Origin of the sequence: Cognatishimia sp. F0-27, assembly GCF_020667845.1 — a bacterium.
Taxonomy (GTDB): Bacteria; Pseudomonadota; Alphaproteobacteria; order Rhodobacterales; family Rhodobacteraceae; genus JAFMPQ01.
The window spans coordinates 18,754-38,704 of record NZ_JAFMPQ010000032.1; the positions used below are offsets into that span (position 1 = coordinate 18,754).

The following is a 19,951-nucleotide window of genomic DNA, read 5'->3' on the forward strand; positions in this document are numbered from 1 at the left end:
TAGCGATGGGGCCTTTGTCGTTTGGACCCGCCGTTAATGGCACGAGCACTCCGTCATGAGACAGGTCGTGGGTCGGCAGACTCGCTTACCTGCCCCGATCCGGGCGGGTTGCAAAGCGCGGGCTGCAACGACATATCCTTGTGCAAAGGGAGGAAGAGCGATGATCCGTGCGGTTTGCGTCTTGCTGCTATGTTTGGCCGGTCCCCTGAGCGCCGAAACACGTGTGCCGCAAAGCGCTGCCGAGATTTCGTTGAGCTTCGCGCCTGTTGTGCGCCAGGCCGCGCCCGCAGTGGTCAACATTTACGCCCGCCGCGTCGTGGAGCAGCGCCGAAGCCCGTTTGCCGATGACCCGTTCTTTCGCGATTTCTTCCGCGGCGGTGCCGGCAGACCTCGGGTGCAAAACTCGCTGGGTTCGGGGGTGATCCTGACCGCAGACGGGATCGTCGTGAGCAATTACCACGTGGTTGGCGAGGCCACCGACATCCGGGTTGTGCTCAACGATCGCAGGGAATTTGACGCGCGCGTGCTGCTCGGCGACGAGGAGGCCGACCTTGCCATTCTCAAGCTCGACGGGGCTGAGGACCTCGTCCACCTGCCCCTGCGCGACAGCGACACGGTGGAGGTGGGCGAGCTCGTACTGGCCATCGGCAACCCGTTTGGCGTCGGACAGACGGTGTCGAGCGGCATCGTGTCCGGACTGGCGCGGTCCGGCGCTGCGACGGGCCTCGGGCGCGGCTATTTCATCCAGACGGATGCGCCGATCAATCCGGGCAATTCCGGTGGGGCCCTCGTCGATCTGGCGGGACGGCTGATCGGAGTGAACACGTCGATCCTCACGCGGTCCGGAGGTTCGAACGGCATCGGTTTCGCCATCCCTTCCGCGCTTGTGTCCGCCTTCGTCGCGCAGGCCCGCGCGGGCGAAACGAGCTTCCGCCGGCCATGGGCCGGGATTACGGGCCAACCGGTCACCGCCGATCTGTCCGATGGGCTCGGATTGCCGATTCCGAGCGGCGTGATCATCGCGCAATTGCATCCACAAAGCCCGTTTGCCGAAGCCGGTCTGCAACCCGGCGATGTGGTGTTCGACGTGGATGGCCTGCCGGTGAATTCACCGCAGGAAATGCTGTTCCGGATGTCGATCAGAGGCGCTGGCGAGAGCGTCGCGATCCGCTATTTTCGCGACGGCGTCACCAGAGAGGTCGAGGTGCCGTTGATCCTGCCGCCTGACAGCCCTGACCGGGCCGAACAGGTATTGTCGCGCGGCGCCGTGTTGCCGGGATTGCGCATCGCGCGGATCAACCCCGCAGTGGCGGAGGAAACCGGTCTGCCGCTCATGGCGCAAGGCGTTGTCGTGACCGATCCCGGCCCTTATGGCGCGCGGGCCGGATTGCGCGCGGGCGATGTGCTCCGGGCAATCAACGGCCGCGCCATTCGCACACCCGATGACGTTGCACCCGCGCTTGAACGGGCGGCTCCGCGCATCGGGATCGAGGCAGACCGCGACGGGCGTCGCGTTCTGCTCCGCTTCCGGGTCTGAGCGATGGCGGATCTGTTCGATACCGGCGCCACGCCAAATGTCGGGCGAGAGGCGCCGCGCCCCTTGGCCGACCGATTGCGCCCGACACGGCTCGAAGACGTCGTTGGGCAAACGCAGGTGCTCGGCCCAGACTCGCCCCTTGGCATCATGCTGGCGTCCGGATCGCTTGGTTCGATCATCTTCTGGGGACCGCCCGGTGTGGGAAAAACCACGATTGCGCGGTTACTCGCGGATGCAACGGATCTGCATTTCGTGCAGATCAGTGCGATCTTCACGGGTGTCCCGGATCTTCGGAAGGTGTTCGAGGCAGCGCGGCACCGCCGGTCAAACGGGCAGGGAACGCTTCTCTTTGTCGATGAGATCCACCGGTTCAACAAGGCGCAGCAGGACGGGTTCCTGCCCCATATGGAAGATGGCACCATCCTGCTTGTGGGTGCGACGACGGAGAATCCGTCTTTCGAACTCAATGCGGCTCTCATGTCGCGGGCGCAGGTGCTTGTGCTTGAACGGCTCGGGGCAGACGATCTGGACCGGCTCGTGCAACGGGCCGAAGCCGAGGTGGGGCGGGCGCTGCCGCTGGATGAGGACGCCCGCGCGGCCCTGATCGAGATGGCGGATGGCGACGGGCGGGCGTTGCTCAACCTTGTTGAACAGGTGTTGTCCTGGCCTGCAGATGCGGCGGCGCCGCTGGACCGTGCGGCTCTCACGACACGGCTGATGCGCCGTGCCGCGCAGTATGACAAATCCGGCGACGGGCATTACAACCTGATCTCTGCGTTGCACAAATCGGTGCGTGGGTCGGACCCGGACGCGGCGCTCTACTGGTTTGCGCGTATGCTGGAGGCAGGTGAAGACCCGCGCTACCTCGCGCGGCGGATCACCCGGATGGCCGTAGAGGACATCGGACTGGCCGATCCGCAAGCGCAGGCGATCTGTTTGCAGAGCTGGGAGACTTATGAGCGGCTGGGCTCGCCGGAAGGTGAACTCGCGATCGCGCAGGCTCTGGTCTATCTGGCGCTTGCGCCGAAATCCAACGCGGCCTACGTCGCCTACAAGGCGGCGCGCAACGCCGCCAAGAAGACCGGCTCGCTGATGCCGCCGAAGCACATCCTCAACGCGCCGACACGGCTGATGAAGGATATCGGCTACGGATCGGGTTACGCCTATGACCATGATGCCGAAGACGGGTTCTCCGGTCAGAATTACTTTCCCGATGATATGGCGCGCGCGGCGTTCTACGATCCTGTCGAACGCGGTTTCGAACGTGACCTCAAGAAGCGGGTGGCCTATTTTGCGCGCCTGCGTGACGAGCGCGAGACCTGAGCCCAGCTTGACAAGCGGCGCCTGCGCGGCGAAGGGAGGCCCATGACCATGACCCTTCTGCAAGTCGCCGCTGGCGGCGCACTCGGTGCCTCCGCCCGGTATCTCACCGGTGTCGGCGCCGCACGTCTGCTCGGCAAGGATTTTCCGTGGGGCACCATGCTCGTCAACCTGATCGGCTGTTTCGCGATGGGCGTGCTTGTGGTGGTTCTCACGGCGGTATCCGGAACCCGGGTCGCACCGTTTCTGATGACCGGCGTTCTGGGTGGGTTCACCACCTTTTCCGCGTTTTCCCTCGATGCGGTCACCCTGTTCGAACGCGGCAATCTGGGGCTTGCAGCGCTTTACGTTGTCGGATCCGTGACCCTGTCGATCGCGGCCCTGGCCGCAGGGCTTCTCCTGGCGCGGAGTGTGGTCACATGAGCCGGGTTCAGACAGTGACCGTAGCGCCCGGTGACGGTGACCAGAGGCTCGACCGCTGGTTCAAACGCCTGTTTCCGCAGGTTTCGCAGGGCCGCATTGAAAAGATGTGCCGCAAGGGGGAATTGCGGGTCAATGGCGGCCGGGTCAAAGCCTCCACAAGGCTCGAAGCCGGGCAGGAGGTGCGCATTCCCCCGCTTCCGGACGCGCAGGAAGGCGCCGCGCGCGCCAAATCCGCGCCGCAGGTCAAGGTGAGCGATGCCGACGCAGAGATGATGCGCGCCGCAGTGCTGTATCGTGACGACCACGTGATCGCCATCAACAAGCCCGCCGGCCTTCCGACGCAGGGCGGCACAAACCAGACGCGCCATGTGGACGGCCTCTGCGTGGCCCTGCAAGACGGCTACACGGACAAGCCGCGGCTTGTGCACCGGCTCGACAAGGACACCTCCGGTGTTCTGATCCTGGCCCGCACGCGCGAAATGGCCAAGGCGTTGACCGACGCGATCCGCCACAAGCAAACCCGCAAGATCTACTGGGCGCTCGTCGCGGGTGTGCCGACACCCTATCTTGGCGAGATCCGGTTTGGACTGGTGAAGGCGTCCGGGCATGGCAAGGCCGGTGAAGGCGAAAAAATGCGCTGTGTGTTGCCGCGCGAGATCGACAGCACGCCGGGCGCCAAACGCGCGCTGACACGCTATGCCACGCTCTACCGTGTGGCAGGGCGGGCGGCCTGGGTCGCGATGGAGCCGGTCACCGGCCGCACCCATCAGCTGCGTGCGCATATGGCAGAGATCGGTCACCCCATCGCCGGTGACGGCAAATATGGCGGTTCCGGTCAGGAAAACCTTGGCGACGGCTGGGGTGCCCATCTGGGCGGGGACATGTCGCGCAAGCTGCATCTGCACGCGCGGACCATGGCCTTTGTTCATCCGGTCACCAAAAAGCTGGTCCGGGTCGATGCCCCCTTGCCGCCGCACATGGCCGATAGCTGGAACACGCTGGGCTGGGAAGAAAGCTTTGCCGCAGAAGACCCGTTCGAGGCGATGCTATGAGCGATCTGCGGCTTGTTGTCTTCGATGTCGACGGCACGCTCGTGGACAGCCAGGCCGATATCGTGGCCTCGATGTCGCAGGCCTTCGGCGCCGAGGGGTTGACGCCCCCGGCCCGCGCGCAAATCCTTGGAATTGTTGGGCTCTCGCTTCCGCAGGCAATTCATGCCTTGGCCCCGGATCAAAGCGACACGTCCCGGGGGCGGATCGTTGCCGCCTACAAGGACGCCTACGCCCGGTTGCGTCGCGAGAACGGGGCCGCGTCGTCGCCGCTCTATCCCGGTATTGCGGAACTGCTCCGGCGCTTGCATGGGCGGGAGACCGTCCTTCTGGGGCTGGCCACGGGCAAATCGCGCCGGGGGCTCGACGCGCTTCTGGAAACCCATGGCATCGGGCCGCTATTCGTGACCGCGCAATGCGCCGACGATCACCCGTCCAAGCCTCATCCAGCCATGCTGCACAGCGCCATGGGGGATGCCGGGCTTGGCCCGGAACATTGCGTGATGATCGGCGATACCAGTTTTGATATTGACATGGCCCGCGCCGCCCGCATGGCCAGCATCGGCGTGGGTTGGGGCTATCATTCGGTGGACCGCCTGTCAGCCGCGTCGTCCGTCGTCGAGGACGTCACAGGGCTTGAAGGGGCCATCCACGACATTCTGGAGGGAGCACCATGAGTGAATGGGCACCGAGACGCTTCTGGCAGGACACCAGCATCGAGAAGACGGAGGGTGGGTTCACCGTTCTTCTGGACGGTCGCAGCGTGCGAACGCCCTCCAAGACGCTGCTGAGCGTTCCGACCGAAGCGCTTGCCGCGGCCATCGCCGAGGAGTGGCGGGCGCAGGAGGAAAAGATCGATCCCCGCACCATGCCGTTCACCCGCACCGCCAATTCGGCCATCGACAAGGTTGCGCCGCAACATGGCGCGGTCGCCGAGATGCTGGCGGCCTATGGGGATGCCGACCTTCTGTGCTATCGCGCCGCCAGCCCGCAAGAGCTCGTGGATCGCCAGAACGCCGTTTGGGATCCGATGCTGGACTGGGCGGACCGGACGTTCGAAGCCCGTCTTGAGCCACGCACCGGGATCATGCACGAAGCCCAGCAGCCCGACGCATTGGCACGTCTGTCGGCACAGGTGCATGCGCTGGACAACCACGCGCTTGCGGCGTTTCACGACCTTGTGACGCTCACCGGATCGCTGGTTCTGGGGCTTGCCGGCGCGCACCAGACGCACCCGGCCGACGAGATCTGGGACATGTCACGGATCGACGAGCGCTGGCAGGCCGAGCAATGGGGCGTGGATGAAGAGGCCGAAGAAGCCGCTGCCATCAAAGCCGAAGCGTTTCGACACGCGAATCGCTATTTTGCGATGGCCCGTTCTTCCTGAGCGGGAAAGCCGTGCTCAATTCCTGTGCCTTACCCTTGGTCAACACGCGTAGAAACGGTTAATTTACAGGCAAATCGCCTTGACCTTCCCATGTAGATTCGAACACACTCTGGCCCACTGAGTGGGGATCTTCCCCTATACGGTATCAAAAGCCCGAATGGGCGTCTGATCCGCCTTTGCGGGCGGGAAACAGGAAGAGGTAACAATGAAAAAATCGGTAATTCTCGGCACGGTCACGATCGCCGGTCTCGCTGCATCCGCAGCGGCCGCGGCGACGCTTGACGATGTCAAAGCGCGCGGCACGCTGAACTGTGGTGTGACCACAGGTCTCGTCGGTTTCGCAGCGCCCGACGCCAATGGCGAGTGGGACGGTTTCGACGTAGGCGTGTGTCGTGCCGTTGCAGCGGCCGTACTTGGCGACCCGACCGCAGTCGAGTTCGTGCCGACCACCGGTAAGACGCGCTTTACCGCGCTGGCGTCCGGCGAGATCGACATGCTGGCCCGCAACACCACGTGGACTTTCTCGCGCGATGTTGATCTGAAGTTCGAATTCGTTGGTATCAACTACTACGACGGTCAGGGCTTCATGGTTCCCAAGGAGCTGGGCGTCTCCTCGGCCAAGGAACTCGACGGCGCGACCGTCTGCATCCAGACCGGCACCACCACCGAGCTGAACCTTGCGGATTTCTTCCGCTCCAACAACATCAGCTACGAGCCGGTTCCGATCGAAACCAATGCCGAAGCGCAGCCGCTCTATCTTGAGGGCGCATGCGACGTCTACACCACCGACGCATCCGGCCTCGCGGCAACCCGCGCGGCATTCGAAAACCCGGGCGATCACGTGGTTCTGCCTGAAATCATCTCCAAGGAGCCGCTTGGTCCGCTCGTTCGCCACGGCGACAACGAGTGGGGCGACATTGTGCGCTGGACGCTCAATGCGCTGATCGCGGCCGAAGAGCTTGGCATCACCTCCGCCAACCTCGAAGAGCTGGCAGCCGGTTCCGACAACCCGGAAATCAACCGTCTGCTGGGGACCGAAGGCAACCTGGGCGAGATGCTTGGGCTGGAAGCCGACTGGGCGATGAAAGCCCTGATGGCTGGCGGCAACTACGGTGAACTGTTCGAGAAGAACATCGGTGAGAACACGCCGATTGGCCTCTCGCGCGGCCTCAACGCTCAGTGGACCGATGGCGGCCTGCTCTATAGCCCGCCCTTCCGCTAAAATCTGACACGGAGAAGGGCGCGGCACAGACCGCGCCCTTTTCTCATCTACCCACAAGAAGAACTCCGCCAAGACTGTAGAAGAGCGGGACAACCGCCTTACGATCAAGCAGCGGACGCATCAGGGATAACACCATGACGACCATGTCCGACCCGCCGTCGGAGTCGTTTCGGCCTTCGCAGCTGTTGAACGACACGCGGTATCGCTCCTACACATTCCAATTCATTGCCTTGCTCTGTCTGATCGGGCTGATGGCCTTTCTTGGCATCAACCTTGTCCGAAACCTTGCAGCGGCGGGTTTGAATATCAGTTTCGAGTTCCTCGGCGAACCGGCCGGGTATGACATCAACCAACGGCTCCTGGAGTATGACAGCCAGTCGAGCCATTGGCGCGCCTCCGTTGTCGGAGCGCTCAACACGCTGCTTGTGGCGTTTGTTGGCTGTATCCTCGCGACGATCATCGGTGTCGTCGTCGGTGTTCTACGCCTCTCCAAGAACTGGCTGATTTCCAAGATCATGTCGGTCTATGTCGAGATCTTCCGGAATGTGCCGGTTCTCGTGTGGATCCTGATCGTCATGGCCGTGTTTGTGGCGGTGCTTCCGCAGCCGCGGGATTTCCGGGGCGACAGCCCTGAAGCCTCCATGTTTCTTGACCTCTTCGCCTTTACCGGGCGCGGATTCTACTTTCCGCAGCCCTATTTCACAGTGGAATGGGCAACCGGCTCGACGGGCTGGCTGATCATCATTGCGCTCCTTGTCGGCGCGTTGTTCGGCACGCGGGCCATGCTGGCCCGGGCCACACGCATTCAGGAAGCAACGGGCGTGCGTCCCAACACGCTCTGGATCAATCTCGCGATCTGGTTTGTGCCGCTCATTCTCGCTTGTGTGATCATGGGCCTCGCCTGGGATATCCCCGAGCTGCGCGGCTTCAACTTCCAGGGCGGCATTTTTGCGCGGAACTCCTTCATCGCACTGACTCTGGCGCTGTCGATCTACACCGCGGCCTTCATCGCGGAAAACGTTCGTGCCGGTATCCTTGCGGTCTCAAAAGGCCAAACGGAGGCGGCGGCATCGCTGGGCCTGCGTCCCAACCGCATCATGAACCTCGTGATCCTTCCGCAGGCGCTGCGTGTCATCATTCCGCCGCTGATCTCGCAATATCTCAACCTGACGAAGAACAGCTCTCTGGCGATTGCCGTCGGCTACATGGACCTCACCGGAACACTGGGCGGCATCACGCTGAACCAGACCGGGCGCGCCATCGAATGCGTGCTGCTGCTGATGCTGTTCTATCTCACGTTCAGCTTGGCGATCTCCGCAATCATGAATGTCTACAACAACGCCGTGAAGCTGAAGGAGCGCTGATCCATGTCCGATACACACGCTCAATCCGTCGCATTCGTGCGCGATACCATGCTTCCGGAACAGGAGCCGCCCGCAACCGAACGCGGCGTGATCAAATGGCTGCGGGAGAACCTCTTCCCGGACTGGATCAACGCGATCCTGACGCTGGTGGCGATCTATTTCCTCTACAAGATCGTATCTGGTGCATGGCCGTGGTTCCTGAACGGCATCTGGTCGACCGACTCGCTCGCCGAGTGTCGCGAGATCCTTCAGGGGACAACGGGCGCCTGTTTCTCGGTTCTCACCGAGCGCTGGAACCAACTCTTGTTCGGGTTCCAGTATCCGAACGAGGAATACTGGCGGCCGACGCTGGCCTTCATCCTGCTGTTCGTCGCCGCAGCGCCCCTGCTTTTTGCGATGTATGTGCCGCGCAAGGTGCTGATCTTTACCGCGCTTTATCCTTTCATCGCGTTCTGGCTGATCTGGGGCGGCACGATCATTGTGCCGATCGTCGCGCTTGTTGGCTTTATCGCGGCCTATGTCGCGTTCAAGCAGTTCGAACGCAACAGCTTTGCCGCAGGGCTTGGCGCCGGTGTGCTGGCCGCCGCGGTCGTCTGGTATGTCGGCGGGTTCCTGTCGTCCGCCATGAGCGGCGTTCTGGCGCTGCCCGAGGTGCCGTCGCGCGACATGGGCGGCTTCATGCTGAACTTTATCCTCGGAACGGTCTGCGTCTCGCTGTCTCTGCCGATCGGGATTCTGCTTGCGCTTGGACGCCAGTCCTCCATGCCGATCATCAAGTGGATCTGCGTGGTGTTCATCGAGTTCATTCGCGGTGTTCCGCTGATCACCTTGCTTTTCGTCGCGAACGTGGTTCTGGCTTACTTCCTGCCGCCCGGCACGAATTTTGACCTGATCCTGCGGGTGATCATCATGATCACCATGTTCTCCTCTGCCTATATCGCAGAGGTGATCCGGGGTGGCTTGGCGGCCCTGCCGCGTGGTCAATACGAGGCCGCGGACAGCCTTGGGCTGGATTATCCGCAGGCCATGCGCCTGATCATCATGCCGCAAGCACTCAAGATCTCCATCCCCGGAATCGTGAACGTGGCCGTGGGTCTCTTCAAGGACACCACGCTGGTATCGGTGATCTCGATGTTCGACCTTGTCGGCATGATCCGCGGTCCGATCCTCGCCTCGACCGAATGGAACGGCGTCTACTGGGAGCTTTGGGGTTTTGCGATCCTGATGTTCTTCCCGGTCTGCTACGGCATCTCCAAATACTCGCAATGGCTCGAACGTCAGTTGGCCACGGATCACAGATAAATCCGCCTGATTTTGGCGCTGCGCCGGCCGGTGGTTCGGCGCAGCACAACACATAAGGTGAAAACAGGGAGCCAACGACATGGCTGAAACTGCTCAACAAATGCAAGTCTCCGACGAAATCGCAATCAGCATCGATAAAATGAACAAGTGGTACGGCACCTTTCACGTGCTGCGCGACATCGACCTGACCGTGAACCGCGGCGAGCGCATCGTTATTGCCGGTCCTTCGGGGTCGGGCAAATCGACGCTCATCCGTTGCATCAACGCGCTCGAAGAGCACCAGAAGGGCCGGATCGAAGTGGATGGCACCGTGCTCAGCTCGGACATCAAGAACATCGACAAGATCCGCTCGGAAGTGGGGATGGTGTTTCAGCACTTCAACCTCTTCCCGCATCTGACCATCCTCGAAAACTGCACGCTCGCGCCGATCTGGGTCCGCAAGACACCCAAGAAAGAAGCCGAAGAAATCGCGATGCACTTCCTCGAAAAGGTCAAGATCCCGGAGCAGGCCGACAAGTATCCCGGTCAGCTTTCGGGTGGTCAGCAGCAGCGTGTGGCCATCGCCCGGTCGCTCTGCATGCGCCCGCGGATCATGCTCTTTGACGAACCGACCTCGGCGCTCGATCCGGAGATGATCAAGGAGGTTCTCGACACCATGGTCAGCCTCGCTGAAGAAGGGATGACCATGCTCTGCGTGACCCACGAGATGGGCTTTGCGCGACAGGTGGCCAACCGCGTCATCTTCATGGATGCCGGTCAGATCGTCGAACAGAACGAGCCTGAAGAGTTCTTCAACAATCCAAAGAACGAGCGCACGAAACTGTTCCTGAGCCAGATCCTCGGGCACTGAACGGCGGGCGGCGCGCCTGTCCAAATGTGCAGGACGGAAGAAAATGGAAACGGCGAGGGGCAGCCTTCGCCGTTTTTCTTATCCGGTGAGGTCTCTGGGCACGATGAACTGCGCGACCTTGCCGGTTCCGGGGCAGATGTCTGGCCAGCTGTCGGTCTCGAAATCAACCACGAGGGTCGCGCCAGTGGGGTAATCGTCAAAACGCGGGTGGTTTGGCGGTCTCGCGACAAGGCTCTGCGCCAGCATGGCGATACCGGGATTGTGCCCCAACATCAGAACCGTCTGACCCTCAGCATCGCGCAGCGCATCAAGGATCGCCTCGGGCTCTGCATGATACAGCGCGCGGTCATAGTGCGGCGCACCGTCAATCTCGAGCAGATCCCAGGTTTGCCTTGTCCGCGTTGACGAGGAGATCAGCGCCTGATCGACCCCAACGCCCTGCGTGCGCAGCCAGTGCCCGAGTGCCTTTGCGCTGCGGATACCGCGCTTGTTGAGCGCGCGCGCATGGTCCGGTTCCGAGAAGGACCAGTCAGACTTGGCATGGCGCATGAGCACGAGACGTCGCATGCCGCTATTGTCCCACGAAGGCTGCCATGTGGAAAGCGGATTGCGCGCTTTGGCGTCCCAAGCGTTGCGAAACAGGACAGGCGCGCCGGACAAGGCACCCGCCTTCGCGGCATTCCGCACCGGCCGCACTGCTGACATGGGCCCGGCAGGACGGTACGTCATAGGGTTGATCGGGGCCAAGCGCGCCCACTGGGCAGGCCGTCGCGCAAGGGGTTTCCGCACAGGTCAGGCAGGGGCTTTGCGGTCCCGCCGGGAGCGCCAGCCGCTGCGGCAACAGAACCGCGCCGCGGAAACTGATGAAGAGGCCAGCCCTGTCATGCACCAGAAGCCCGACCGGACTCGGGAAGGTTTGCCCGGTGCGCGTCGCCCACCGGATAAACGGAGCATAGGGAGGGCCGTCATAGGGGAACACCGCCTCACCGCCCCAGCTCTGTGCCAATCCGCCCACCACGCGTTTGGACCACCGATCCAGCGGGTTGGCGGTGCCGTCGCAATATTCGTCGCTTGCCTGGAAGAGGGGCCAGAATGCGGGCTCGTCCGGGCCCAGCATCAGGACGGTCTGCGCGGCCCCGGCATCGTCCTCGGCGACGGGGTGAAACGCGCCACGGATAGCAAGGCCGACAGCCCGCGCCGCATCATCCAGAGCGGACAGCGCCGTCATCGCGGCAGGCGATCCGCCGGTCGGATGAGTGAGCCGGATCCGTGCTCCGTGAACAGCTCCAACAGGCAGGCGTTCGGAACCCGCCCGTCGATGATGACGACGCCGCGCACGCCGTCACGAATGGCGCGCAAGGCCGTTTCCGTCTTGGGGATCATCCCGCCGGCGATCACGCCCTGATTGGTCATGCGTGTCACATCGTCCGGCGTCAGTTCGGTCACCACCTCGCCATCGGCATTCTTGACGCCCTGAACGTCGGTCAGCAGCAACAGGCGATCGGCCTTGAGCGCACCGGCCAGGGCGCCTGCGGCCGTATCGCCATTGACGTTGAAGGTCTCCCCCTGCCGCCCGGTTCCAAGCGGCGCGATGACCGGGATGATGTCCTTTTCAAATAGGTCATGCAGCACTTGCGGGTTCATCGCGACAGGCCGGCCGACAAAGCCAAGCTCGGGGTCATCGGCTTCGCAGACCATGAGTTGATCGTCTTTGCCCGACAGCCCCACCGCGCGCGCGCCCTGAAGGGTCAGTGCCTGCACGATGCGCTTGTTGACCAGCCCGGTCAGCACCATCTCCACCACCTCGACGGTGGCCTGATCCGTGACGCGCTTGCCACGGACAAAGCGGCTCTCGATGTTCAGGCGCTTAAGCATGTCATTGATCATCGGCCCGCCGCCATGCACGACAAGGGGGTTCACCCCGACCTGACGCATCAAGACGATGTCGCGTGCGAATTCGGCCATGGCCGCGTCATCGCCCATGGCATTGCCGCCGAACTTCACCACGACGATCGCGCCGGTGTAGCGTTGCAGATAGGGCAGCGCCTGGCTGAGCGTGCGTGCGCTGGCGATCCAGTCATCATTCATGTTGCGGGGTCTCATTGCAGTCTCGGGCCTGATTTCGGTTGCAGCACAATGCCTGTCCGCGCGGCGGGTTTCTAGACCAAGCTGGCCACGATCGCGCGCAAGGTGGGAATACCGTCGCCTGTTTCGGAACTGGTGGTCACGATTTCGGGGAAGGCCGCGGGGTGTTTTGAGAGCCTGTCGCGGACCTGAGAAAGCACGCGGTCCCGGTCCTTTGCCTTGACCTTGTCCGCCTTGGTCAAAACGGTCTGAAAGGTCACCGCCGAACTGTCGAGCAGGCCCATGATCTCCTCGTCGACGGGTTTGACCCCATGGCGGAAGTCAATGAGCACAAAGGCCCGACGCAGGCTCACGCGTCCTGCGAGGTAGCGTTTGAGCAAGCGCTGCCATTGCTCGACCTTGGCCAAGGGCGCGTTGGCAAAGCCATAGCCCGGAAGATCGACGATGTAATGGCTGTCGGCCAGTGTGAAAAAGTTGATTTCCTGCGTGCGGCCCGGCGTGTTGGAGGCGCGCGCCAGACCCTTGCGCCCGGTCAGCGCGTTGATCAGAGAAGATTTTCCGACATTCGACCGACCGGCAAAGCAGACCTCGATCCGATCGGCGTCGGGCAGGCCATCCATCGCCACAACACCTTTGAGAAATTCGACCTGGCCGGTGCAGAGAATGCGCGCACGCTCTTGCAAGGCCGGATCCGGATCTTCGGCTATGGGAAAGGGCAGGGCCATTACGCGCGCTCCACGCTATCGTTCAAGGCGACACGCCCGGATCGAACAACCTCCGCCCGCACGGAGAAATCCTGATGCCCCCAGCTTTCCAGCGCGCCCAGCGTGTCAGCGTCCCGGCGCCCGGTATCGGGGTTGGCCGTGGTGGCCATGCAGCGGTCCGTGCGTTCACGAACATGCAAAACCGCTTCGCCGATCCGGACCTCGCGATCGATCCAATCGAACTCTTCCCAGGGGGCGAGGCCGTCAATCCATATGTTGCCGCGCCAACGATGAACCGACAACGGAGTCCCGATCCGCTGTTCGACCGCACGATGCGAAGACATGTTGCACAGGGTGACGGAGGCGAAGTCGCTATCGGTCATGCCCCGGACCCGGGAGCGCACGACCCTGGTCGACGCTGCACGGTTTTCGGGCATCAGGGGGCGCACCCAGTCGAGGAATTGATCGGCTTCGCTATCCGGTGAAAACGTGATTTCCGGGCGATCCGGATGCATGAGCGTCACCCGTTCGGTACCCTCATCGAGGGTTGCAGTTATTGCCATGAGCGCCGGGACCTTGGACACGCGACTGAAGTTCACGCATGGCAGCCATTCTGTGCCATCGGCGCTGGATTTCTCGTGTGCCACCGCCCAGAGCCGGTCGAAGGGCAGAGTTTGACCGGCCGTGAGCGAGACCGCCCTGAGCGCTTCCCGTCCATGACTCTTGATCGGGTGGCGCCACAGGCCGGTCACGCGCGCGGTCACTTCTTAGACTTCCCTTTGCCTGACGGCTTGCCATCCGCATTGGCCGTTTTCGGCTTTTCCGGTTTGTTCTTGCCGACGATGTTGCCAAGGATGTCGGGTTTGAAACCCTGGCTGCGCATGATCGCGTATTGCTGCGCGAAAGTGATGGTGTTGTTGGCAATCCAGTAGACCACGAGGCCGCTTGCGAAACCGCCCAACATGAACATGAACACCCATGGCATCCAGGCAAAGATCATCTGCTGCGTTGGGTCCGTGGGCGCCGGGTTCAGCTTCTGCTGGAGCCACATCGAAATGCCCAGGAGCAACGGCAGGATGCCGATGAAGATAAGCGCCATGATCGAGTTCGGATCCGGCGCGGCCCAGGGAAATGCGCCGAACAAGTTCCAGATCGACGTTGGGTCAGGTGCGGAAAGGTCCTGAAACGGACCGAAGAACGGCGCGTGTCTCAGCTCGAGCGTGACAAAAATCACCTTGTAGAGAGAGAAAAAGATCGGGATCTGAAGCAGGATGGGCAGGCAACCGGATGCCGGATTGACCTTTTCCTTCTTGTAGAGCGCCATCATCTCCTGCTGGAGCTTCTGACGGTCGTCACCGGCACGCTCCTTGATTTTTTCCATCTCCGGCTGAAGTTCCTTCATCTTTGCCATGGAGACGTAGGATTTATACGCGAGGGGCAGCAAAATTGCCTTGATCAGCAGCGTCAGGCCGATGATCGCCCAGCCCATGTTGCCGATCCAGATATTGAGATAGTGCAGGACGGCAAAGATCGGCTTGGTCAGGAAGAAGAACCAACCCCAGTCAATGCTGTCCAGAAAGCCCTCGACACCATCGTTCTGATAGCCGCGGATCGTTTCCCACTCCTTGGCACCGGCGAAAAGCTGTGTCGTGACGGTTTCGCTCTGGCCTTCGGCAAGCTGGATCGTCGGCATGACCGCTTCGGTCTGGTAGATGTCGCGTCGCTCATCGTATTTGGCAACCTGCTTGAAAGCGGAGCCAGGCTCCGGAATGAGCGTGGTCATCCAGTAATGATCTGTGAAGCCGATCCATCCGTTTTCAGTCACCTGCGTGACTTCGGCGCGCGCGCCTTCCGCGGCGTTGAAGTCATAATCGACCATCTCGTCGTAGTCGATTTCCGCGAGGGTGCCATCCGCCATGCCGATGACGCCCTCATGCAAAATGAAGAAATTCTTGAGATCTTCTGGCACGCCGTGGCGTGCGACGATCCCGTATGGCGCCAGCGACACCGTGCCGGCATTTGTATTCTCCACGCTTTGCGTGATCGTGAAGAGGTAGTCCTCGTCGACGGATATGGAGCGGCGGAACCTCAGGCCAGCGGGGCTGTCCCATACCAGTGTGACGCTGTTGTCCGAGGACAGCGTATCGCCGGATTCCACGGTCCATGCGGTGTTGGCGCCGGGAACGTCCTCGATGGTCAAGCCGGCGCCGGGCGCCCAACCGTGCAGGGCATAGTAGGGGGTTGTGCTGTTGACCGGATCGAGCATCTGGACGATCGGCGCATCGGGTTCGATGGTCACGCGATAATCCTTGAGACGGAGGTCGTCGATCCGGCCCCCGATCAAAGAGATAGAGCCCTCGATGCGCGCAGTGTCGATCGGCAGGCGCGGCGCGTTCACCGCGGAGTCGGCGGCATCCGTCGTGCCCGCAGCCGTTTGGGCCGCGTCGGGTGCAGCACGCGGGCCCGCGGCAATCGCTTCGCCTGTAGCCCCGTCAACCGTTTCAACGACCGCGGGCGCATTCGGATCCTCGAGCGGTGCGTCGGGCGGCGGGAAAAGAAGAAACCAGACCAGGATAACGGCAAAGCTCAGCGCGGTTGCGAGAAGCAGGTTCTTGTTCTGATCGTCCATGAAGACAGCCATGCTTGGATAAGAAAAGGGTTCCGCCGGTTCAAACCTCCCTCGCCCCAAAGGTCAAGCGGATTATCCGGCCGCAGCTCTGTGGCGGTGTCGCGGTCTGGACCGGGTAGCGCCTTTGCTGACGGGTTGTCGCGTTCTCTTGCAAAGGTGATGCGGCAAGGGCTTTGCCAAGAAGGCGGGTCAATACCCTCGAGATCATATGCAAGTATCTGGAACTGGGGGCTTCGACCCTGTGCGGGCCAGACACTCTTGTGAGCGCGCCGGTCAGGCCCGGTTATCCGGTGCGGTTTGAGAAGCGATCGTAGATTTCCGTGTCGCCGCTCGTATGCACAGGTTTACCCAGCCGGTCCTCTTGCCATTTGAAGCTTGCCCGCGTCGACCTTCAAGTCAGGGATCGCAATGAGCGAACGCACGCAATTCAGGAATTTCCCGGAAACAGCCCGGTGCTCCTCTGCGAACGCCCTTATTGATTTGGCGTAAGAACTTGTGTCTGCATCGTTCAGTTAAGGTGCGGTGTTCAACCGATCACCCCGAGCTGCTGCGTCCGAGCGACTTTGCGGAGGCGATGCGTTCGGCGTGATTGTGTGCCCATTGTACGATCTGGTCCACGGCCATGGGCCTGGCAATACCGTAACCCTGGACATGTTCACAGCCGAGTTGTGACAGCAACGCGTGCTCTCCGACGCTCTCGACCCCCTCGGCAAGTGTTTCGAGACCCAATCTGTCCGCCATGCCGAGGATCGCGGTGAGCAGGCGGCGCTGTTCTTCGTCCCGATCAATGCGGGTCACGAAGCTGCGGTCGATTTTAAGGCGGTGGACCTTGAAGCGGCGCAGCGCGGTGATCGATGCGTGACCCGTTCCGAAGTCGTCCAGATCAATCTGGCAGCCGAGATCGCTGAGCGCCGTGATGTTGCGCGCGATGATTCCGTCCGGTGATTGCGCGATGACGGTTTCGAGGACTTCGATGCCGAGGCGAGACGGGGTCAGACCAAAGCGGTCCAGTTCCCATTGGATGCGTTCGACCAGCTTGGGGTTGCGCAGTTCCGCATCAGAAAAGTTGACGCTGATACGGGGGATATCGAGTCCCGCCTTGTCCCAACTGCGCAAGGCGGTGAGGCTGTGTTGGAGGATGACTTCGCTCAGGCGCCCCATCTGCCCGGATTCCTCTAGGCAACGAAGAAACTGCGCGGGTGGGACGATCCCGCGCTCGGGATGGATCCATCGCGCGAGGGCTTCGACACCGCTGATTTCTCCGGTGGAGGTGTCGACCTGCGGTTGGAACCATGGCTGGATCTGCCCATTTGCGAGTGCGCGCTCGACTTCTTGTAACAGCGTTTTCTGGGCCTGATGCGCGGCCCGCATATTTTCCGACCACGCCCGCACGGCAGACGGACCATTGGCGACCGCCTCTGCGAGCGCAATCTGGGCGGACTCGAGCATCTGTTGTCCGGACGCTGTATCGGGCAGGCGGGAGCTTCCGCAAAAACCAACGCATACAGAGAGGTAGCGCATCGTATTATGGACGGATGCAGGCTCTTCGAGACCGGCTTGGAGCCGCGCTGCCAACTGCAATAGCCGCTCGAGGTCGAGGCGAAGGGTAGGACCAAACACCACGACAAAGCGATTGTCGCCCATACGGGCAGCGTGATCGTCCTTGCGAAGCATGTTGCGCAAGCGCGTCAGCGTCAGATCCCGCAACGCATCGGCTGCCGATTCGCCCGCGCGTTGTGATACATCGGCAAACCCGTCGCATTCGATCACCATGCACGCGGTTGACAGAGAGGCGCTGCGCGCTTGCGCCAGATTGATATCGACCAACTCAACGGCCGCGGCTTGCGTCAACATGTCGGATTTGCCGCTTTGGGCGATAGGGCGGTCACTCTCCAGGCTGCCGCCGGCAAAGAGGAAGACGACTGGCAGACCGAGCGCCGTCACGATCAATGCAGGTTCGCCCCCCAGCCAAAACGCGGCAAGTGCCAGCGCAGGGAGGAATGCCAAAGCTTGCGGACCATGCAGACCACGGCGCAACGCCTTGCGGTACATGTCGACCTTGGCGGCAAATCCCGGCTTCATGTCAGAGCCCTCTCAGTTGCTACTGAGACAGAGGCTAAGACACGGAAGTAACCTCGTGCTTAACGCGCGCGATTAATTTCCTTCCGCTTGGTCGCGGCTCAGCCCAGCAAAGTCGAAAAGCTTCGGGTCCAGCATGTGAGACGGCCGGATATTCGTCAGGGCCTTGAAGATCACCTGTCTGCGCCCGGGGCTGTTGGCTTCCCAGCCATCGAGAATGGCCTTGACCTGTTGACGCTGGAGCCCGTCCTGACTGCCGCATAAGTCACAGGGAATAATCGGATAATTCATCGCCTTGGCAAATCTTTCGCAATCGGCCTCGGCTACATGCGCCAGCGGCCGGTAGACAAAGAGATCGCCCTCTTCGTTGACGAGTTTCGGCGGCATGGTTGCAAGCCGGCCGCCGTGAAACAAATTCATGAAAAACGTCTCTAAAATGTCGTCGCGATGATGGCCAAGCACAACCGCGGAACAGCCTTCCTCCCTGGCGATCCGGTAGAGATTCCCGCGGCGCAGCCTCGAGCACAGGGCGCAATATGTCCGCCCCTGTGGCACCTTGTCGACCACGATCGAATAGGTGTCCTGGTACTCGATCCGATGCGGCACCTCCATCTTTTCGAGAAACGCCGGAAGCACCGTCGCGGGAAAACCTGGCTGGCCCTGGTCAAGATTGCATGCAAGCAAGTCAACCGGCAACAGACCGCGCCATTGCAGTTCATGCAGCACCGCCAGAAGGGTATAGCTGTCCTTGCCGCCGGACAGGCACACGAGCCAACGCGGCTTCTGGCCGTTCGGGTCGGAGGTCTCGACCATGCCGTATTGCTCGATGGCCTCGCGGGTGTTCTGAACGATGCGCTTACGGAGCTTTTTGAACTCGGTGGTCTTTGGTGCTCCGTAGAACAACGGATGGATGTCGTCAGCGTTGTCGAACATGGTGCCTCGTTTGGGTCAGCCGCGTGGGTCGGAGAGGGTGGGGCCTGTCAGTCGGGAACGTTGTCAATGCCGGAACCGCCCCAGGGATTGCAGCGCGCGATCCGGCGCAGCATCAGCCATGTGCCTTTCACGCCGCCGTGTTTCTCCAGCGCTTCGAGCGCGTAGGACGAACAGGTGGGGTGGTATCGGCAGCCATGTCCCACCCATGGCGAGAAGACCAGCCGGTAAAACCGCACGGGGACCGCAACGACTCGCGCCAGCAGCGTCATGCGTGCACCTTCCGCAACGCGTTGCGCAAATCGTCCTGCATCATCCGGAAGTCCCGAAGCGCCGTCTTTTCGGCGCGACCGATAAGCACATAATCGTAGCCGTCCCGACCGAGCTCAGGCAGCACAAGCCGCGCGATCTCGCGCAGACGCCGCTTGGCCCGGTTCCGCGCGACCGCATTGCCGACCTTCTTCGAGCAGGTAAATCCGATGCGAATGCCTGACGCCTCGCCGGGATGCCGCTTGCGGGCCTGCAACAGGAAAGCCGGTGCATGCGCCCGGTCCGCGCGCGCGGCGCGCAGAAAATCGGAACGCTTGGTCAGGACAGTCAACGAAGAAAGGGCCGCCGCGGTATGATCCGAGGCGGCCTCTTCGGTCTTGATCGCTCGTTCCGCTGCGGGTGCAGCGGACACGCTCACGCGCTGAGCGACTTGCGGCCGCGGGCGCGGCGCGCGTTCAGGATCTTGCGGCCAGCCTTGGTCGCCATGCGCGCACGGAAACCGTGACGGCGCTTGCGGACAAGGTTCGACGGCTGAAAGGTGCGCTTCATCGTCCAAACTCCATAGATGAGGCCGGGCGAGACGGATTCTCCCCGGGCCGGGTATTCGAAGCCCGTGCTATAAGAGGGTGGACGCAGCCTGTCAAACGCTCCGGGCGGCCTTTTGCAACAAATCCGCGCTGAAAGGCCCGGATCGGGCCGCAAATGTTTCACTCTTGACGCGAGGGGCGTGGATTCTCACGCCAGCCCACACCGGCGATCAAGCGCCCGTGAGATGGCTGTTGCCCGGCAGCCTCAGCACG

21 protein-coding genes are annotated in these 19,951 nt (G+C 62.1%); 10 read left to right on the forward strand and 11 right to left on the reverse strand.

Annotated elements, in window-relative coordinates; all coding sequences use genetic code 11:
- Positions 1 to 160: 160 nt before the first annotated feature.
- The 10 genes from J1C49_RS16130 (at position 161) to J1C49_RS16175 (ending at position 10,454) form a co-directional block, all read left to right on the forward strand.
- Positions 161 to 1,537 (forward strand): trypsin-like peptidase domain-containing protein, encoded by a 1,377-nt coding sequence (locus tag J1C49_RS16130; protein WP_227446871.1) that lies wholly within the window; start codon positions 161 to 163, stop codon positions 1,535 to 1,537.
- A gap of 3 nt (positions 1,538 to 1,540) precedes the next feature.
- Complete coding sequence (locus J1C49_RS16135; protein ID WP_227446872.1) at positions 1,541 to 2,860, forward strand: replication-associated recombination protein A; 1,320 nt, start codon at positions 1,541 to 1,543, stop codon at positions 2,858 to 2,860.
- A 42-nt stretch (positions 2,861 to 2,902) separates the two neighbouring features.
- Positions 2,903 to 3,280, forward strand: a complete 378-nt coding sequence (gene crcB, locus J1C49_RS16140) for a fluoride efflux transporter CrcB (RefSeq protein WP_227446873.1) — start codon at positions 2,903 to 2,905, stop codon at positions 3,278 to 3,280.
- Positions 3,277 to 4,332, forward strand: coding sequence for an RluA family pseudouridine synthase (locus J1C49_RS16145; RefSeq protein WP_227446874.1), 1,056 nt, complete (start codon positions 3,277 to 3,279; stop codon positions 4,330 to 4,332). The genes crcB and J1C49_RS16145 overlap by 4 nt, the downstream gene beginning before the upstream one ends.
- Positions 4,329 to 5,006, forward strand: a complete 678-nt coding sequence (locus tag J1C49_RS16150) for an HAD-IA family hydrolase (RefSeq protein ID WP_227446875.1) — start codon at positions 4,329 to 4,331, stop codon at positions 5,004 to 5,006. Before J1C49_RS16145 ends, J1C49_RS16150 begins: the two co-directional genes overlap by 4 nt.
- Complete coding sequence (locus tag J1C49_RS16155) at positions 5,003 to 5,716, forward strand: ATP12 family chaperone protein (protein ID WP_227446876.1); 714 nt, start codon at positions 5,003 to 5,005, stop codon at positions 5,714 to 5,716. Before J1C49_RS16150 ends, J1C49_RS16155 begins: the two co-directional genes overlap by 4 nt.
- Positions 5,717 to 5,921: 205 nt before the next feature.
- Positions 5,922 to 6,938 (forward strand): amino acid ABC transporter substrate-binding protein, encoded by a 1,017-nt coding sequence (locus tag J1C49_RS16160; RefSeq protein WP_227446877.1) that lies wholly within the window; start codon positions 5,922 to 5,924, stop codon positions 6,936 to 6,938.
- A 134-nt stretch (positions 6,939 to 7,072) separates the two neighbouring features.
- Positions 7,073 to 8,302 carry an amino acid ABC transporter permease gene (locus J1C49_RS16165; protein WP_227446878.1) on the forward strand — a complete coding sequence of 410 codons (1,230 nt, stop codon included), beginning with the start codon at positions 7,073 to 7,075 and terminating at the stop codon, positions 8,300 to 8,302.
- 3 nt (positions 8,303 to 8,305) lie between these two features.
- Positions 8,306 to 9,604, forward strand: a complete 1,299-nt coding sequence (locus tag J1C49_RS16170) for an amino acid ABC transporter permease (RefSeq protein WP_227446879.1) — start codon at positions 8,306 to 8,308, stop codon at positions 9,602 to 9,604.
- A gap of 79 nt (positions 9,605 to 9,683) precedes the next feature.
- Positions 9,684 to 10,454, forward strand: coding sequence for an amino acid ABC transporter ATP-binding protein (locus tag J1C49_RS16175; RefSeq protein WP_227446880.1), 771 nt, complete (start codon positions 9,684 to 9,686; stop codon positions 10,452 to 10,454).
- Positions 10,455 to 10,532: 78 nt separating this feature from the next.
- Here the strand turns inward: J1C49_RS16175 and J1C49_RS16180 are convergent, their stop codons facing one another.
- The 11 genes from J1C49_RS16180 to rpmH all read right to left on the reverse strand — a co-directional run bounded on the left by J1C49_RS16180 (position 10,533) and on the right by rpmH (position 19,700).
- Positions 10,533 to 11,021, reverse strand: a complete 489-nt coding sequence (locus tag J1C49_RS16180) for a histidine phosphatase family protein (protein WP_227446881.1) — start codon at positions 11,019 to 11,021, stop codon at positions 10,533 to 10,535.
- Positions 11,022 to 11,025: 4 nt separating this feature from the next.
- On the reverse strand, positions 11,026 to 11,682 hold the full coding sequence (locus J1C49_RS16185; protein ID WP_227446882.1) for a ferredoxin: 657 nt from the start codon (positions 11,680 to 11,682) through the stop codon (positions 11,026 to 11,028).
- Entirely contained in the window at positions 11,679 to 12,542 is an 864-nt protein-coding gene (argB, locus tag J1C49_RS16190) for an acetylglutamate kinase (RefSeq protein ID WP_370639427.1), read from the reverse strand. The genes J1C49_RS16185 and argB overlap by 4 nt, the downstream gene beginning before the upstream one ends.
- A gap of 71 nt (positions 12,543 to 12,613) precedes the next feature.
- Positions 12,614 to 13,264, reverse strand: a complete 651-nt coding sequence (gene yihA, locus J1C49_RS16195; RefSeq protein WP_227446884.1) for a ribosome biogenesis GTP-binding protein YihA/YsxC — start codon at positions 13,262 to 13,264, stop codon at positions 12,614 to 12,616.
- A complete protein-coding gene (locus tag J1C49_RS16200; protein ID WP_227446885.1) occupies positions 13,264 to 14,007 on the reverse strand; it encodes an MOSC N-terminal beta barrel domain-containing protein in 744 nt (247 codons plus the stop codon). The genes yihA and J1C49_RS16200 overlap by 1 nt, the downstream gene beginning before the upstream one ends.
- A complete protein-coding gene (yidC, locus tag J1C49_RS16205) occupies positions 14,004 to 15,872 on the reverse strand; it encodes a membrane protein insertase YidC (protein WP_227446886.1) in 1,869 nt (622 codons plus the stop codon). The genes J1C49_RS16200 and yidC overlap by 4 nt, the downstream gene beginning before the upstream one ends.
- Before the next feature lie 534 nt (positions 15,873 to 16,406).
- Positions 16,407 to 17,954, reverse strand: coding sequence for a bifunctional diguanylate cyclase/phosphodiesterase (locus tag J1C49_RS16210; RefSeq protein ID WP_227446887.1), 1,548 nt, complete (start codon positions 17,952 to 17,954; stop codon positions 16,407 to 16,409).
- 72 nt (positions 17,955 to 18,026) lie between these two features.
- Entirely contained in the window at positions 18,027 to 18,884 is an 858-nt protein-coding gene (gene ttcA, locus J1C49_RS16215; protein ID WP_227446888.1) for a tRNA 2-thiocytidine(32) synthetase TtcA, read from the reverse strand.
- Positions 18,885 to 18,931: 47 nt separating this feature from the next.
- Positions 18,932 to 19,153, reverse strand: a complete 222-nt coding sequence (gene yidD, locus J1C49_RS16220; protein ID WP_227446889.1) for a membrane protein insertion efficiency factor YidD — start codon at positions 19,151 to 19,153, stop codon at positions 18,932 to 18,934.
- On the reverse strand, positions 19,150 to 19,533 hold the full coding sequence (gene rnpA, locus J1C49_RS16225) for a ribonuclease P protein component (RefSeq protein WP_227446902.1): 384 nt from the start codon (positions 19,531 to 19,533) through the stop codon (positions 19,150 to 19,152). Before rnpA ends, yidD begins: the two co-directional genes overlap by 4 nt.
- A 32-nt stretch (positions 19,534 to 19,565) precedes the next feature.
- Positions 19,566 to 19,700 (reverse strand): 50S ribosomal protein L34, encoded by a 135-nt coding sequence (gene rpmH, locus J1C49_RS16230; RefSeq protein ID WP_012177012.1) that lies wholly within the window; start codon positions 19,698 to 19,700, stop codon positions 19,566 to 19,568.
- Between the last annotated feature and the right edge of the window lie 251 nt (positions 19,701 to 19,951).

Coding starts and splice junctions, on each gene's coding strand:
- J1C49_RS16130 (WP_227446871.1), top strand. CDS start 161: ATGATCCGTGCGGTTTGCGTCTTGCTGCTATGTTTGGCCGGTCCCCTG.
- J1C49_RS16135 (WP_227446872.1), top strand. CDS start 1,541: ATGGCGGATCTGTTCGATACCGGCGCCACGCCAAATGTCGGGCGAGAG.
- crcB (WP_227446873.1), top strand. CDS start 2,903: ATGACCATGACCCTTCTGCAAGTCGCCGCTGGCGGCGCACTCGGTGCC.
- J1C49_RS16145 (WP_227446874.1), top strand. CDS start 3,277: ATGAGCCGGGTTCAGACAGTGACCGTAGCGCCCGGTGACGGTGACCAG.
- J1C49_RS16150 (WP_227446875.1), top strand. CDS start 4,329: ATGAGCGATCTGCGGCTTGTTGTCTTCGATGTCGACGGCACGCTCGTG.
- J1C49_RS16155 (WP_227446876.1), top strand. CDS start 5,003: ATGAGTGAATGGGCACCGAGACGCTTCTGGCAGGACACCAGCATCGAG.
- J1C49_RS16160 (WP_227446877.1), top strand. CDS start 5,922: ATGAAAAAATCGGTAATTCTCGGCACGGTCACGATCGCCGGTCTCGCT.
- J1C49_RS16165 (WP_227446878.1), top strand. CDS start 7,073: ATGACGACCATGTCCGACCCGCCGTCGGAGTCGTTTCGGCCTTCGCAG.
- J1C49_RS16170 (WP_227446879.1), top strand. CDS start 8,306: ATGTCCGATACACACGCTCAATCCGTCGCATTCGTGCGCGATACCATG.
- J1C49_RS16175 (WP_227446880.1), top strand. CDS start 9,684: ATGGCTGAAACTGCTCAACAAATGCAAGTCTCCGACGAAATCGCAATC.
- J1C49_RS16180 (WP_227446881.1), bottom strand. CDS start 11,021: ATGCGACGTCTCGTGCTCATGCGCCATGCCAAGTCTGACTGGTCCTTC.
- J1C49_RS16185 (WP_227446882.1), bottom strand. CDS start 11,682: ATGACGGCGCTGTCCGCTCTGGATGATGCGGCGCGGGCTGTCGGCCTT.
- argB (WP_370639427.1), bottom strand. CDS start 12,542: ATGAATGATGACTGGATCGCCAGCGCACGCACGCTCAGCCAGGCGCTG.
- yihA (WP_227446884.1), bottom strand. CDS start 13,264: ATGGCCCTGCCCTTTCCCATAGCCGAAGATCCGGATCCGGCCTTGCAA.
- yidC (WP_227446886.1), bottom strand. CDS start 15,872: ATGGACGATCAGAACAAGAACCTGCTTCTCGCAACCGCGCTGAGCTTT.
- J1C49_RS16210 (WP_227446887.1), bottom strand. CDS start 17,954: ATGAAGCCGGGATTTGCCGCCAAGGTCGACATGTACCGCAAGGCGTTG.
- ttcA (WP_227446888.1), bottom strand. CDS start 18,884: ATGTTCGACAACGCTGACGACATCCATCCGTTGTTCTACGGAGCACCA.
- yidD (WP_227446889.1), bottom strand. CDS start 19,153: ATGACGCTGCTGGCGCGAGTCGTTGCGGTCCCCGTGCGGTTTTACCGG.
- rpmH (WP_012177012.1), bottom strand. CDS start 19,700: ATGAAGCGCACCTTTCAGCCGTCGAACCTTGTCCGCAAGCGCCGTCAC.